Raw genomic sequence first — 14783 nt, forward strand, 5'->3', positions numbered from 1 at the left:
GCCAGAGGCTTGTCGTCCTCAGCCAGAGGCTTGTCGTCCTCAGCCAGAGGCTTGTCGTCCTCAGCAGAGGCTTGTCGTCCTCAGCCAGAGGCTTGTCGTCCTCAGCCAAAGCTTTGTCGCCCTTAGCCAGAGGTTTGTCGTCTCTCTTTTATATTTTTCCCACAGTGCAGTATTGTAAAATACCTGCGACAAGAGCTAAAGGAATGGCAGCAAGTTACAAAAGAATGATAACAGGATATAAAGTAGCAGCAACAATTCATAAAGTAGCAATTTCAAACTTTAGCCTTCTTCCTAACTAAAATAAAGTACCATCGTATTAGAGTAGAACAGGGATATTGTCACACAAAAAGTTTTATCTAAAGCAGAAAGTATCTTGTGTATCTTTTGCCTAAATTTGCGGCATGCGAAAACAGCTTACATTTCATATCACTAATCCGCGCAGGTTTAAGGAACAACTGCTATTCTGGAGCAAGAAGTTCGAGTATGTTAGTATACTTGATAGTCATGAGGTGAATCAGAAAGTAAATTCGAAGGCCGAATACAATACCTACGAAATGGTTGCCGGTATTGATGCGCTTCAGATTGTTGAACCAAAACAGGATTGTTTTCATCATTTGAAAGAGTCCATTGAAAAATCGAATGATTGGTGGTTTGGTTATTTGGGGTATGATTTAAAGAATGAAATTGAAGAGCTGAAGTCTGAAAATCATGATGGATTGGATTTTCCAGAAATGAATTTTTTCCAACCACGCTGGGTGTTTCTTTTGGATGTAGATACGCTGATTGTTCATTACTATGATGAAGAATTTACGGAAGATGAGGTGCTCTCTTTGGTTCAGAATCTTCAAGACATGGAATTGACTGGAGAGAACTCTATTTCTGTAAATCAAATTCATTCTAGAATTTCTCGTGACGAGTATTTGGAGGCTGTTAATCAACTGAAAGATCATATTCGAAGAGGAGATATTTACGAGGTGAATTTCTGTCAGGAATTTTATGCTGAGGATTGCTACATTAAGCCTCGCGGCACCTATCAGAAACTAACCGAAGTTTCGCCTACTCCGTACTCGGGTTTTTACCAAATGGGCGAGCAATATTTATTGTCGGCCAGTCCGGAGCGATTTATCAAGAAGGTTGGAAAGAAAATCATTTCTCAGCCTATAAAAGGAACCGCCAAGCGAGGAGCCACCGAAGCAGAAGACAAGCAAATAAAGGAGACTTTATTTAATGATCCTAAAGAGAGAGCTGAGAATATCATGATTGTGGATTTGGTAAGAAATGACTTATCAAGAACTGCAGAAAAAGGATCAGTAATCGTAGAGGAATTGTGTGGGATTTATTCCTTCCCGCAGGTGCACCAAATGATTTCGACGGTTGTTTCAGAGCTTAAGGATGGTGTGCACTTTATTGAAGCGATTCGTCAGTGTTTTCCCATGGGATCGATGACCGGCGCTCCCAAGGTTCGAGCCATGAAGCTGATTGAAAAGTACGAATCGACCAAAAGAGGATTGTTTTCTGGAGCTGTAGGATACATTACTCCTGAAGGTAATTTTGATTTTAATGTGGTAATTCGCAGCATACTTTATAATGCAAGAAATCATTATCTTTCGTTTATGGTTGGCGGGGCAATTACCATGCAGGCAGAGGCAGAGAAAGAATATGAAGAGTGTTTGTTAAAGGCCCAAGCCATTATGAAAGTTCTAAAAAATGAGTAAAATTGATTATACTTAATTACTAATTATAAATTGCTATTGTGTTTCGTAAGTTAGTTCGCTTTGTAGAAGAAGAAAATCTGTTTTATCGTGATGAAAAAATTTTAGTTGCGGTAAGCGGAGGAATCGATTCGGTTGTTCTGCTTCATTTATTAATAAAGATGGAGGTGAATTGCGGAATTGCACATTGCAATTTTCATTTGCGAGGCGAAGAGTCGGATGGCGATTTTGAATTTGTGAAAAATCTCGCCAAGCAATACAATCTTCCTTTCTATTTTAAAGATTTTGATACAAAAGCTTATGCAGAAAAGAATAAGCTATCTATTGAAATGGCAGCTCGGGAGTTGAGGTACGAGTGGTTCAATCAAATTCTGGAATTGGAGAATTACCAATACATTGCGGTTGGCCATCATGCCGATGATGTTGCAGAAACTGTATTGATTAACTTGGTAAGAGGTACGGGAATTCATGGCTTAACAGGCATTAAATCAAAGTTGGGCAAGATCATTAGACCATTGCTTCCTTTCACTCGAAAAGAGTTGGAAGAGTTTGCTGAGAAAGAAGGCTTAAATTACCATGAAGATTCAACCAACAGGGAAACCGACTTTATAAGAAATAAAATTCGTCACCAGATAATTCCGGTTTTAGAGCAAATTAATCCGGCCATTAGAAAAACCATGAGTGAAAATGTTCAACGATTTAAGGAAGTTGAACAGATTTATAATGATGTAATCGAAGAGAATCGCTTGCATCTGGTATTTCAAAGAGAAAATCAGTTGTTAATCTCCATTGCACGATTACAAGAATTGTCTTCTCCATCATCTCATTTGTTCGAAATTTTATCTCCTTACGGATATCACCACCGTGATGTGAAAATGATTGCCAAATCATTGGGTACCATTTCTGGCAAAAGATTCTATTCATCCACACACCAAATATTAAGAGATAGAAAGTATTTAATTTTATCTGAGCTGAGAGAGAATGATTCCAAGGAATATTTGTTAGAAGAAAAATCGGGAATGATAGAATTTCCAATTGAAATGGAGGCATCATTTATTGATAGAACACCAAGCTTTAAATTTACAACCAATCCTGAAATTGCATGTTTGGATGCTAGTAAATTGAAGTTTCCGCTTAAGCTGCGAAAATGGCAAATTGGAGATAGTTTCCGTCCGATAGGGATGAAGGGGAACAAGAAAATATCTGATTTTTTTATCGATAAAAAGTTTTCTTTACAGGATAAGGAAAATACATGGTTATTACTTTCGGGTGATAGAATTGCTTGGGTTGTTGGTCATCGTTTGGACGATCGATTTAAGATTACCTCGACAACTACTAAGATATTTAAATTAGAATTGAAGTAGCATCTGGTAATATTACGCTGCGCTGCACCTGTCTTCTCATCACGATTACTTTCTATAAATATAACGCAACTCTGTTGCTTGAAGTACATGATTGTAAGAATATGGTACGGAGTGCCTTAATATTTATAGAACGATATTGTTTGTTCTACCTAAGGTGCAGCGCACCGGAATATTGTGTAAGCCTGTGATGATCTGCTATTTTATTTTATAACTTAGTCGAAGTTTATTACAACCAACCATTAATAACTCACAAAATGATAAAACTAAAACACTGCTTAGCCTTTCTAATCTTAGGCCTGGTTTCACTTTCAGGATTTTCGCAATCTCAAGAAATGAAAAGTGAAATCGAAGAACTTAAAAATTACAACGAAAATTTAGATCATAGATTGGATCGTCTTCAAAAAATGGTAGATGATATCATTTGGTTCGAAAGAGTAGGAGATGTAGCCCATGTTGACAAATTATATATTTATGGACCGCCAAAATGGAAGGAAAAAAATCCTACAGCAAAAGGTGCAGGTAATCCTGTAAAATTTTGGACCTATGCCTTTTTTCCAAAAAAATTAGATGTAAATAAGAAATATCCTTTAATGGTGTTGCCACATGGTGGAGTACATGGCGATTTTACAACCTATTATACCCATATTGTACGAGAGTTAATTGCGCAGGAATACATTGTGGTTGCCGCAGAATACCGAGGAAGTACTGGATATGGAAAAGGTCATTATGAGAAAATAGATTACGGTGGATTAGAGAATGAAGATGTTTATGCCAGCCGCAATTACATGATTGAAAATTACGATTTTGTTGACGAGAACCGAGTTGGAATCATGGGGTGGAGCCATGGAGGTATGATTACACTCTTTAATTTATTTAATCATCCAAATGATTACAAAGTTGGGTTTGCAGGAGTTCCTGTAAGCGATTTGGTTGCCCGAATGGGATACATGACTCAATCATATCGTGATTTGTACTCGGCTGACTACCATATTGGCAAAACAGCCAATGATAATTTGGCTGAATATCGCAGGCGATCACCAGCCTGGAACACTCATAAATTTCAGAATACACCCTTATTAATTCATACCAATACCAATGACGATGATGTAAATGTTTTAGAAGTAGAACATTTAATTAAATCGCTAAAAGCGGATGGTAAAACATTTGAATATGAAATTTATCAGGCAGTTCCTGGTGGGCACTCTTTTGATAGAATGGATACAAAGAAGGCCAAAGAAATTCGCGTAAAGATTTATAAGTTTTTAGCAAAGCAATTAAAACCCAACAAACCAATAAGTACTTTTAAAGATATTCAGAAGGCTGGTTACCGATTTTAAAAGCGACAAAATATAAAAGAAGCATGACTTTTAAGCCATGCTTCTTTTGTGTTTAATCTGATCTATAAAGGAATATTTCCGTGTTTTTTAGGAGGGTTTTGCTCGCTCTTATTGGCACACATTTCCAAGGCCTGAATTAACTTATATCTACTTTCTTTAGGTTGTATAACCTCGTCTACATATCCTAATTCTGCAGCTTTGTACGGGTGAGCAAATTTATCTCTGTAATCTTCAATAGCATCAGCTCTTTCAGATTCAGTTAAACCTTTGTGCATAATATTTACTGCACCTTCAGCACCCATAACTGCAATTTCGCCAGTTGGGAACGAATAGTTAATATCTGCACCAATGTGTTTCGATGCCATTACATCGTAAGCACCACCATAAGCCTTACGTGTAATTAATGTAATTTTAGGCACTGTAGCTTCTGCAAAGGCATACAACAATTTAGCTCCATGTTTAATAATGCCACCATACTCTTGTGCCGTACCTGGTAAGAATCCTGGAACGTCAACAAAAGTTACCAATGGAATGTTAAAAGCATCACAGAAACGAACAAAGCGTGCTGCTTTAATAGAACTGTTGATATCTAAAACACCAGCAAGGAAAGCAGGGTTATTGGCTACAATTCCTACGGGTCTACCTGCCAGTCGTGCAAAGCCAATGGTGATATTCTGTGCATACAAAGGCATCACCTCAAAGAAATTTTGATCATCGACCACCGTTTCAATGATTTCTTTCATATCATATGGCTTGTTTGGATCTACAGGAACCATGTTCTGTAGCTTTTCATCTTCTCGATGAATGTTATCAGTACATGGTTTTACAGGTGGATCTTCCATATTATTTGATGGCAAGAAGCTAATCAATTCTCTTAGCATCATCATGGCTTGCTCATCATTATCGGCAGTAAAATGAGCTACTCCACTTTTCGAATTGTGGGTAATGGCACCACCCAGTTCTTCTTTTGTTACCTCTTCGTGGGTAACAGTTTTAATAACATCCGGACCAGTTACAAACATATAGCTTGTATCTTTTACCATCATGATGAAATCGGTTAGGGCAGGAGAATATACAGCACCACCAGCACAAGGTCCCATAATTGCTGAAATTTGAGGAATTACCCCTGATCCACGAACATTTTGATAGAATATATCGGCATAACCAGCTAAACTTTGAACTCCTTCTTGAATTCTAGCTCCACCGGAATCATTCAAACCAATGATTGGAGCTCCCATTTTCATTGCCAATTTGGTAATTTTTACAATTTTATCAGCATTGGCCCTGCTTAAGGAACCACCAAAAACAGTAAAATCCTGTGCAAAGACATACACCAAACGACCATCCACTTTTCCATATCCACAGACAACTCCATCACCCGGAATTTTGTTCTTTTCCATTCCAAAATCCGTTGATCTATGTGTTACCATCTTGTCAACCTCAACAAATGTTTCAGGGTCTAGCAGATCATTAATTCTTTCACGAGCCGTTTTTTTTCCGGCTGCATGATGTTTGTCAATTCTTTCTTGTCCGCCGCCAAGTTCAGCAGCTTTATTTAGTTCTTGAAACTTTTTGATTTTATCTTCTATTGTCAACATGTCTTATTTTATTACAAATTATTAATTGCGAACTTCAAATTGTGTATACAATCTGATTTTAATCAATGAATACAAGAGGTTGATTGCCATCAATGGTGTCATCTTCTTTTACAAAGATTTCTTTCACAACGCCATCTTTCATTGCTTTGTATTCGCTTTCCATTTTCATTGCAGAAATAATGATTACAGTATCTCCCTTTTTCACTTCCGAGCCTAGTTCAACGGGAATTTTAACAACCTTTCCAGGCATAGGAGATATTATTGTACTTTCTGCTGCTTCAAGATTACCTGCATTTCTCGTTTGCAGATACTTTGTTTCAGCATCAATTATTTCAGCATTGTATGAGTGATAAAATGTGTTGACAGTGTATTTTTTAGGACTTCCATTTTCAATTAACTCAACATTGAATGAACGTCCTTTATACATTACGGAGTAAACTCCATTTTCAACCTGCTGCATGTCTAAGTCATATTCCCTGTCATCTACTATGATTTTAACATGGTTGCCGTCTTCAGCAAGAAGTTCAACCTTAGCAACTCGGTCATCTAATTTAATTTCTAATGCCATAATTATTTTTTTTGAAGTTGAACCATTTTAATTTTCACTTGCTCTGTATACACCTCTACGTCTACCGAAATCTTTCCATCGGCTTGATTTAGAAATCTCATGACTTACTTGAGCATTCTTTAATTTTTGATGATAATCTAAAAAGGCAGTAACTATGGCTAGATCTTCAAATTGTTGCTTGGCTTCATCATCGGCAAGCAAAAACTCTTCATTGTTCTGTATAAAGTGAGTATCGTAATTTCCTTCTCTAAAATCGCGGCATTCCATGATTCTTTCCAAGAATTTAATGGAGGTTTTTACTCCAGTAATTTTGTATTCGTATAGCGCACGACGCATTCTTTCAATAGCTTCTTCACGAGTACGAGCCCAAATAATTAACTTGGAGATCATCGGGTCGTAGTGAATAGGAATTTCATATCCCTCATAAACGTATCCATCGGTTCTAACACCCAAGCCCATTGGTTCTGTAATGTGTGTTATTAAACCAGGACTTGGCATGAAGTTATTATCAGTATCTTCCGCATAAATTCTACACTCAATTGCATGTCCAAACTGAAATACTTCTTCTTGTTTGATGTTCAACTTTTGTCCTTCAGCGATAAGGATTTGCTGTTTAACAAGGTCGTAACCTGTGGTTCTTTCAGTAATTGGATGTTCCACTTGTAAGCGAGTATTCATTTCCAGGAAGTAGAAATTGTGATCATTATCAGCTAAGAATTCTATGGTTCCAGCGCCATAATAATTTACCGCTTTTGCTGCTGCTACTGCAGCATTTCCCATTTTTTCTCTAAGTTCAGGGGTTAAAAGTGGTGATGGTGTTTCCTCAACAACTTTCTGATGTCGACGTTGAACGGAACATTCACGTTCGCAAAGGTGAATCACATTTCCATGCTGATCACCTAAGATTTGGAACTCGATATGATGAGGAGAAGAGATGTATTTTTCCACATAAACTGAGTCATCTCCAAACGCTGATTTGGCTTCGGATTTAGCAGCTCTTAATGCACTAAGAATATTTTCTTCCTTATCAACCATTCGCATTCCTTTCCCGCCACCGCCAGCAGAAGCCTTAATCATTACGGGAAGACCTATTTCTCTAATCACTTTAAGGGCGTTTTCATCATTGTTAAGGTTCTCCTTTGTGCCAGGAACTACGGGTACCCCGCCATTTATCATGGTCTGTCGAGCCGTAATTTTATCCCCCATTGTTGAAATTACTTCTGGAGTAGGCCCAATAAATATGATGCCTTCTTCCTGACATCTTTTCGAGAATTCTGCATTTTCGCTTAAAAATCCATATCCTGGATGAATGGCGTCGGCTTTGGATTTTTTAGCTACTTCAATAATTTTTTCGATGTTTAGGTAACTTTCAGCAGATGCTGCGGGACCAATATGATATGCCTGATCGGCATATCGAACATGCATTGATGCTCTATCGACATCTGAATATACCGCAACGGATTGAATCCCTAACTCTCTGCACGATCTCATTACACGCAGAGCAATTTCTCCTCGATTCGCAACAAGGACTTTTGAAATCTTCGTAATCATAGTTTTGGTTAATTGTTAATTAGGTCTTGTAAGGACCTTGTTTTAAGTCAATTATTTACCATTAGATTAGGAATAGTTTCCCAAAAAAAAGATAATATACAGCATGAATATGTTGTACAGCATGTCAAAAATAATTAAAAAATCGAAGTTTCCAAGTAATTAAATATGAAGATGTATCAATGTGATTTGACATAAAAACATGATAAAAATCATGCAAAATGCCTGATTTAGAAAGATTCTTAATAAATATAAGAGCTTGTTTATATAGCTTATTTAGGGTAGTTTAATTATATTCAAATAGGGCGAAACTGTCAGTGTATGAGTTTGTTGTTTGTGTTAATTGTGTTGAAATATATTTTTTTTAGTTTTTTACATTTTCATCAAATTCAAAACCCAAACTTTCTATTTCTTTTTTAATTTGAGATAAGTTAATGGATGTACCTACCATTCGTAAAATTTTCTGTTCAAGGTTAACTTCTGCAACATCAATATTTTGCAAAGCCCCAATGTGTTTTTCAACACTATTTTTACAATGGTTACAGCTCATGCCATAAACCATTACTAATTTTTCCTCTTTTTGAACTTCAACATCTTTGGTTTTGACCTCCTTTTTAGAAGATAAATACTTTTGAAGGTAACCATTAATAATTAGTAAGGATAAACTTATACTGCTTCCCCATTTTAGCCAATTGGGAAGTTCCCAATGTCCTTCATGTCCTGTCATGTGATGATGCAATCCACCAAAAGCAAACCATTCTCTTGGAAGAAAGTTATCGATTAGTAGCCCGAAAACAATGGCACCGCTAATTATTGATAGAAGGTATGCCCACATTGTTTTTTTGCCAAGTACTTTGTTCAGTACGGTTATGGTTGCTGCATTGGTAGCTGGTCCGGCCATTAAAAATACCAGGGCAGCTCCCGGTGATAAACCTTTCATCATTAAAACTGCAGCAACTGGAACAGATGATGTTGCACAGATATATAAAGGGATTGAAGCAATTAATATTACAAACATTCCAATTAAATCATTGCCAATAAAGCTGCTAAAAAAATCATCTGGAATTAGAACAGAAATTACTGCAGCCAAAACCAAACCAATGATTAGCCACTTCGAAATATCCTGCAGGAATTCTACAAAGGCATAATGGAAAAGCGTATATAATTTTGATTTTTGTTTTGTGTTATTTGTTTCACAACCACAGTTGTTTTTTTCTTCACTAGTACAGCAAGTATCAGAATCTTTAATAGTTGCAATTTTATCTGAATCATCTATTTTATTGGTTAAAATACCACCCAAAAATCCAGTTGCTAAAGCAATGAAAGGTCGAATGATAGCAAAGGGTAATCCCAATAAGGAATAGGTTACCAAAATGGAATCAACACCTGTTTGAGGAGTTGAAATTAGAAAAGAAACAGAAGAACCTTTTGTTGCTCCACTTTTATAAAATGAAATTCCCGTTGGGATCACTCCACATGAGCATAGGGGTAATGGGATCCCAATTAAAGAAGCATTGAATACTGATTTGCTATTTTTTTGTCCTAAGTATTTATCTATATAACGTTGTGGAAAAGCAACTTTTAGTATTCCGGCAAATAAAAATCCCAGCATTAAATAGGGAGACATTTCATTTAGTATCTCAATAAAATCTATTATGAATTGGTTCAGGTATTCCATTTTTTTCTGTCTGTTTGCGTAAATTATTTTGATTCAAAAGTATTAAAATATCTGCATGCTTTAATGTCTATATACGATGAATTCTGCACTGAAGTTAAAAAATACCAACATGTAGGTATTTTTATTTATTAAGACTGAATCTAATTTTGTCGCAGATAATCACACTAACGATTATCAGAATTAAAACCTAAGAAAAAACGAAATGAAAAAAGTATTACTACTATTAGCAATCTGTTTTGCGTTTGGTGTTACTAATGCACAAGATCAGAAAGAACCACAAAGTATTGGATCAACTATTTTGGAGAAAATTAAGAGTGAAAAACTAAGTATTGGTGGTTACGGTGAGGTTCATTACAATCAGCAAATTAGCGGTAAAGAAAGATATAATGGAAATATGGATGTACACAGAATGGTTTTATTTTTTGGATACCAATTCAACGATAAAACATCTTTTGTGACTGAGATTGAGTACGAACACGTTAAAGAGTTGTATGTAGAACAGGCATTTTTAAACTACAATATCAAGCCAAACACAAGTATCCGAGGTGGTTTAATGTTGGTACCAATGGGTATTACTAATGAATATCATGAGCCAACTACTTTTAACGGAGTTGAGCGTCCTAGCGTTGACAAGTACATTGTACCTACAACATGGAGAGAAATTGGGGTAGGTATTACCGGTAGATTGGCAAATGCTCCTTTAAAGTATCAATTGTACGTTATGAATGGATTTAACGGATTTGATGGCAGCGGTAAATTAAGAGGATCAGATGGATTCAGAAAAGGTCGTCAAAAAGGTGCTGAATCTACATTTACTTCTCCTTCATTATCAGCAAAAGTTGATTACTATGGAATAAAAGGCCTTAATCTTGGTTTATCGGGTTACTTCGGCAAAACACAATCGTCAGAATTTAATGGTTTAGATAAGGATGATGATTTTGCAGAAGAGGTTGCAGATTCAACTCGTGTTGGTATTAGCATGTTAGGTCTTGATTTGCGTTACAAACTTGATGCGTTCCAAGTTAAAGGACAATATATTCACTCATATATTAACGATGTAAAAGAGTATAACGATAAGACTGGCAAGGATTTAGGAAAGCAAATGAGAGGTTACTACCTTGAAGCAGGTTACGACTTGTTACATGGTAAAGAACAATCTTTAGTTCCTTTTGTACGTTACGAAAACTATAACACTCATCACAAAGTTGATGGTATCACAGCTAACAAAGCTTATGATCGCGAAGATTGGTTTGTTGGATTGAGCTATCACTTGGCAAAAGGTGCTGTTGTAAAAGTAGATTACCAAAGATTTAAAGATGGTAATGATGTGAAGAAGAACTTTATCAATTGCGGATTTGGAGTTTGGTTCTAATCTGGAATAGATAACAAAATATATACTGCAGGGTGGGTGTAAAAACTTGCTTTGCAGTTTTCTGTTATTTAAAGCTTACTATGAAGAGATTATTACGAGTATTAATTATTGCATCAATTGTGTTGATTTGCGGTGATGTAAATGCTAAAAATTATCCCAAACCAATTCAAAAAAGAATTGATAAAGCAGTAAAAACTGCGTTTGGTGCTGAGGATGTACAGTTTGTTGATTTACCTGAAGTGTCGTATGATTTAGACAGCTTTCCAGGCATTGAGAAAGTGTCCATTAGTAAATTAGTGAATGAAGGAAAGGCAATTGGTACTGCTGGTTTTGCCAGTTCAAAAGGTAAAAACGATCTGTTTGATTATTTGGTACTTTTTGATGAATCAATGACCATTAAAAAAGTTGTAATTCTTGTGTATCGCTCATCATATGGTGGTGAAATAATGGCCAAATATTGGTTAAAGCAATTCGAGGGAAAGCATAATGGAGAGCAACTTGAATTCAATAAAGACATTGATTCAATTTCAGGCGCAACAATATCTGCTCCAGCCATTACAACAGGAATAAAATCTCTTAGTTTATTAATGGTGCATTTAAAAGAAGCAGGAAGGATTTAAAAGAGCAAGTGTTCAATTAAGATTCGAAGACCAATTAGAATTAATACAATTCCACCAAAAACTTCGAATCTTTTGCTGGTTTGACTTCCAATTTTTTTACCAAGTAGCATCCCAAGCATTGATGCAATAAAGGTTACACCCCCAATTATTACTGCAGGCCACCAAATAATAACATCAATTAGTGCCATACTAAAACCGATAACAAGAGCATCAATGCTTGTTGCAATAGATATACCAATTAGGACTGTTAATTTAAGAGGATTAAAGGAGCAATCTTCCTCCTGCTTGGTTAAGCTTTCATAAATCATTTTGCTACCAAGACCAGCTAAAAGAATAAAAGCAATCCAATGATCAAAATCTTTAATGAACTCATTGATTTCCCATCCAATAAACCAACCAATAACAGGCATTCCTCCTTGGAATAAAGCTAGAAAAAAGGCAATTTTAACAGCCTGAAGAAATCTAATTCCTTTAATTGCCAAACCACTGCATACCGAAGCAGCGAATGAATCTACCGAAAGCCCTGTGGCGATAAGAAAAATACTAATTAGTTCCATGTTTTATTAGATTGGATCGCAAATATAAAAGTTAATTTTGAAGCTGAAAAAAAAGCGATTCTTTTTTGAGAATCGCTTGGTATATATTTCGACTTTGCCTATGCTATTTTTAAACTTAGAATAAATTCACTTCCTTTATTTTCTTCGCTTTCTACCCAAATATCACCACCATTTCGTTCGGCGAATTCTTTACAAAGAATTAATCCCAGTCCACTACCAGTTTCATCTGCTGTACCTACTGTTGTATAATTACAATCTAGTTTAAATAGTTTCTCCTGGTTTTCCTTACTGATCCCTATTCCCGAATCCTTAATTTTTAGAAATACAAATTCATCGTGAACATCGGCTGATATTGTTATTTCTCCATTTTGTTCAGTAAACTTTAGAGCATTACTAATTAGATTTCGAAGAATTGTACTCACCATATTAATGTCGCCATATGCTCCTGTATGAGGAGGAATATCAGAACTTAATTTAATTGCTTTATCAGCAGCTTTCAGTTTGAAAATAATAAGATTTGATTGAACCAAGTGATGAAGGTCAAATTCAACCGGATTAAATTCTAGTTCACCTCTTTGACTTTTAGCCCACTGTAATAAGTTTTCAAGCAATGTAAATAAGCTGTGCGAAGACTCATTAATATTAGAATTGTATTCTTCAATTAAATTAAGGTTCTTGCCCTCATTTAATTCGTTTTTGATCAATTCGGAGAATCCTAGAATGGAATTGAATGGAGAACGCAAGTCATGAGCAATAATGGAAAAAAATCTATCCTTTGTAGCATTTGTAATTTTTAGCTTTTGATTTGATTCCTCAAGCATATCATTTACCTTTTTAATTCTCTGATTGATTTTTGCTTTCGATTTATATAAAAAGTAAACCAGAATTAATAATGACATGGTTATAACAAAAAATACGATCAGGTAATTGGTAAGTGCCTTTTCTTTATCTAGTTTTTCTTGAGTTAATTCATTCTTTACTCTGAGTATTTCGTTTTCTTTTTGTTTTTTTTCAGTTTCAAATTGAGTTTGGAGATGAGCAATTTTATCAGATTTACTTACTTCAATTAGACTGTCTTTTAGTTTGTTATAGTTTTCGTAAGTCTTGTAAGCTTTTTTGTAATACCCTGCGGAATAGTAGTATTCTGATTTAAGTTGCAAAAAACTACGCTCCATAGATTTTATTTTAAGTTTTCTGCATAATTGTAAGCCTTCATCAATAATATCACAGGCTTTTTGTAATTTACCGATAAATAAATAGACCTTGGATAGGGATTCCAAATTGTAAACGATATCAGTTTCTAAGTTTAATTTTCTGTTTATGGCAAGAGAATTATCGATATAAAATATAGCTTCTCGGATATTTCCAGTCTTGAAATAGTTTTCTCCAATATTATTCATGGCTAGAGCTTCTCCAGCTTCATTTCCAATTTTGCTATTGATGTTCAGGCTTTTTTTAAAGAATTCTAAAGCTTTTGCATAATCTTTGCGTTCTTGGTGTATCGTCGCAATGTTATTATATACAATGGCTTGAGAATCTAGATTTTTGTCTTTGATCGCCAAATTAAGAATTTTTTGGTAGTATTCAAGTGCGACATCATTTCTACTTTCATCGGCATATATATTGGCTATGTTGAGCAGTAAGACCAATTGTAAATTGATATCTTTTAGCTCCTCAGAGATGTCATATGCTTCCAGGTATTTTTTTAAGGCAATTTCTGAATTGCCACGTTCCCAGTAGATGATTCCTAATCCATTTAGAATGCTGGCAAGTATTTTATCGCTTTTTGATATTTTACAATATTCAATTGCCGTATTAAAGTTTTCAATAGCCTTATCATATTCACTATTATCAGAAAAGTAATAGCCAAAATTATGATAAACTCTTCCTAATAAAGCAGTATCTTTTAAAGTATGAGCTAGATCTTTTGCTTCTAAAAGATATTTATAGGATTTTTCGGATTGTCCAAGTTGAGAATATCTATTAGCCAAATTTAAACCAGCTCTGATTAGAAACGATTTTTCCTGATTGCTTTTGGCAAAATTGTAAGCTTTGTTGGCATAGAGAAATGCACTGTCGAGGTTAGTAGAGGCGTATTTTCCAGAAATATTAATTAATAATAATGTTTTGCTACTATCCGGTTCTATTTTCAACTGTTTTTTTAGTTGATCAATTTTAGTCTGAGCAAAAATGGAATAGGGGAAAAGACAGAAAATTAATAATACAAGTTTAAGGGGAAATTGCATTTTTTAAAAGATCGTTCGTTAACAATAGCTGTTTGGTGTAAGGTGTACGGTATAAAAAAGAATTTGTTATTTGATTTTGGTTTATTTAGATTGTTTATTACTAGAATATTCTATTGCTTTTTTAATGATTGCTAAATATACCATATTTTTAGAATTCGCAAGTTATTAACATTAAAAAAGCTA

Annotated in this window: 11 protein-coding genes; 5 read left to right on the plus strand and 6 right to left on the minus strand. The window is 35.2% G+C overall.

Annotated features, from left to right (window positions below; translation table 11 throughout):
- Nucleotides 1-401 precede the first annotated feature (401 nt).
- The 3 genes from pabB to ACKPCA_RS00985 all read left to right on the plus strand — a co-directional run bounded on the left by pabB (nucleotide 402) and on the right by ACKPCA_RS00985 (nucleotide 4413).
- The gene (pabB, locus tag ACKPCA_RS00975; protein WP_321280831.1) at nucleotides 402-1715 is read left to right on the plus strand and encodes an aminodeoxychorismate synthase component I; all 1314 of its coding nucleotides are present in this window, start codon (nucleotides 402-404) and stop codon (nucleotides 1713-1715) included.
- Between the two features lie 38 nt (nucleotides 1716-1753).
- Nucleotides 1754-3076 carry a tRNA lysidine(34) synthetase TilS gene (gene tilS / locus ACKPCA_RS00980; protein ID WP_321280832.1) on the plus strand — a complete coding sequence of 441 codons (1323 nt, stop codon included), beginning with the start codon at nucleotides 1754-1756 and terminating at the stop codon, nucleotides 3074-3076.
- Nucleotides 3077-3330: 254 nt separating this feature from the next.
- Nucleotides 3331-4413 (plus strand): alpha/beta hydrolase family protein, encoded by a 1083-nt coding sequence (locus tag ACKPCA_RS00985; RefSeq protein WP_321280834.1) that lies wholly within the window; start codon nucleotides 3331-3333, stop codon nucleotides 4411-4413.
- Nucleotides 4414-4475: 62 nt separating this feature from the next.
- On the opposite strand, the gene ACKPCA_RS00990 is transcribed toward ACKPCA_RS00985, so the two are convergent.
- The 4 genes from ACKPCA_RS00990 to ACKPCA_RS01005 form a co-directional block, all read right to left on the minus strand.
- The gene (locus ACKPCA_RS00990) at nucleotides 4476-6011 is read right to left on the minus strand and encodes an acyl-CoA carboxylase subunit beta (RefSeq protein WP_321280836.1); all 1536 of its coding nucleotides are present in this window, start codon (nucleotides 6009-6011) and stop codon (nucleotides 4476-4478) included.
- Between the two features lie 58 nt (nucleotides 6012-6069).
- Nucleotides 6070-6579 carry a biotin/lipoyl-containing protein gene (locus ACKPCA_RS00995; protein ID WP_321280838.1) on the minus strand — a complete coding sequence of 170 codons (510 nt, stop codon included), beginning with the start codon at nucleotides 6577-6579 and terminating at the stop codon, nucleotides 6070-6072.
- A gap of 27 nt (nucleotides 6580-6606) precedes the next feature.
- Nucleotides 6607-8130, minus strand: coding sequence for an acetyl-CoA carboxylase biotin carboxylase subunit (gene accC, locus ACKPCA_RS01000; protein WP_321280839.1), 1524 nt, complete (start codon nucleotides 8128-8130; stop codon nucleotides 6607-6609).
- A 361-nt stretch (nucleotides 8131-8491) separates the two neighbouring features.
- Complete coding sequence (locus tag ACKPCA_RS01005; RefSeq protein ID WP_321280841.1) at nucleotides 8492-9805, minus strand: SO_0444 family Cu/Zn efflux transporter; 1314 nt, start codon at nucleotides 9803-9805, stop codon at nucleotides 8492-8494.
- Between the two features lie 202 nt (nucleotides 9806-10007).
- On the opposite strand from ACKPCA_RS01005, the gene ACKPCA_RS01010 reads away from it, so the two are divergent.
- A complete protein-coding gene (locus tag ACKPCA_RS01010; RefSeq protein ID WP_054721438.1) occupies nucleotides 10008-11177 on the plus strand; it encodes a porin family protein in 1170 nt (389 codons plus the stop codon).
- An 80-nt stretch (nucleotides 11178-11257) separates the two neighbouring features.
- Complete coding sequence (locus tag ACKPCA_RS01015) at nucleotides 11258-11797, plus strand: FMN-binding protein (RefSeq protein WP_321280843.1); 540 nt, start codon at nucleotides 11258-11260, stop codon at nucleotides 11795-11797.
- Here the strand turns inward: ACKPCA_RS01015 and ACKPCA_RS01020 are convergent.
- The gene (locus ACKPCA_RS01020) at nucleotides 11794-12354 is read right to left on the minus strand and encodes a manganese efflux pump MntP (protein WP_054721442.1); all 561 of its coding nucleotides are present in this window, start codon (nucleotides 12352-12354) and stop codon (nucleotides 11794-11796) included. The genes ACKPCA_RS01015 and ACKPCA_RS01020 overlap by 4 nt on opposite strands.
- Before the next feature lie 98 nt (nucleotides 12355-12452).
- Nucleotides 12453-14507 (minus strand): tetratricopeptide repeat-containing sensor histidine kinase, encoded by a 2055-nt coding sequence (locus tag ACKPCA_RS01025; protein WP_321280845.1) that lies wholly within the window; start codon nucleotides 14505-14507, stop codon nucleotides 12453-12455.
- Nucleotides 14508-14783 lie beyond the last annotated feature (276 nt).

It is taken from the genome of Marinifilum fragile, from assembly GCF_963677365.1.
GTDB classification, from domain to species: Bacteria; Bacteroidota; Bacteroidia; order Bacteroidales; family Marinifilaceae; genus Marinifilum; species Marinifilum fragile.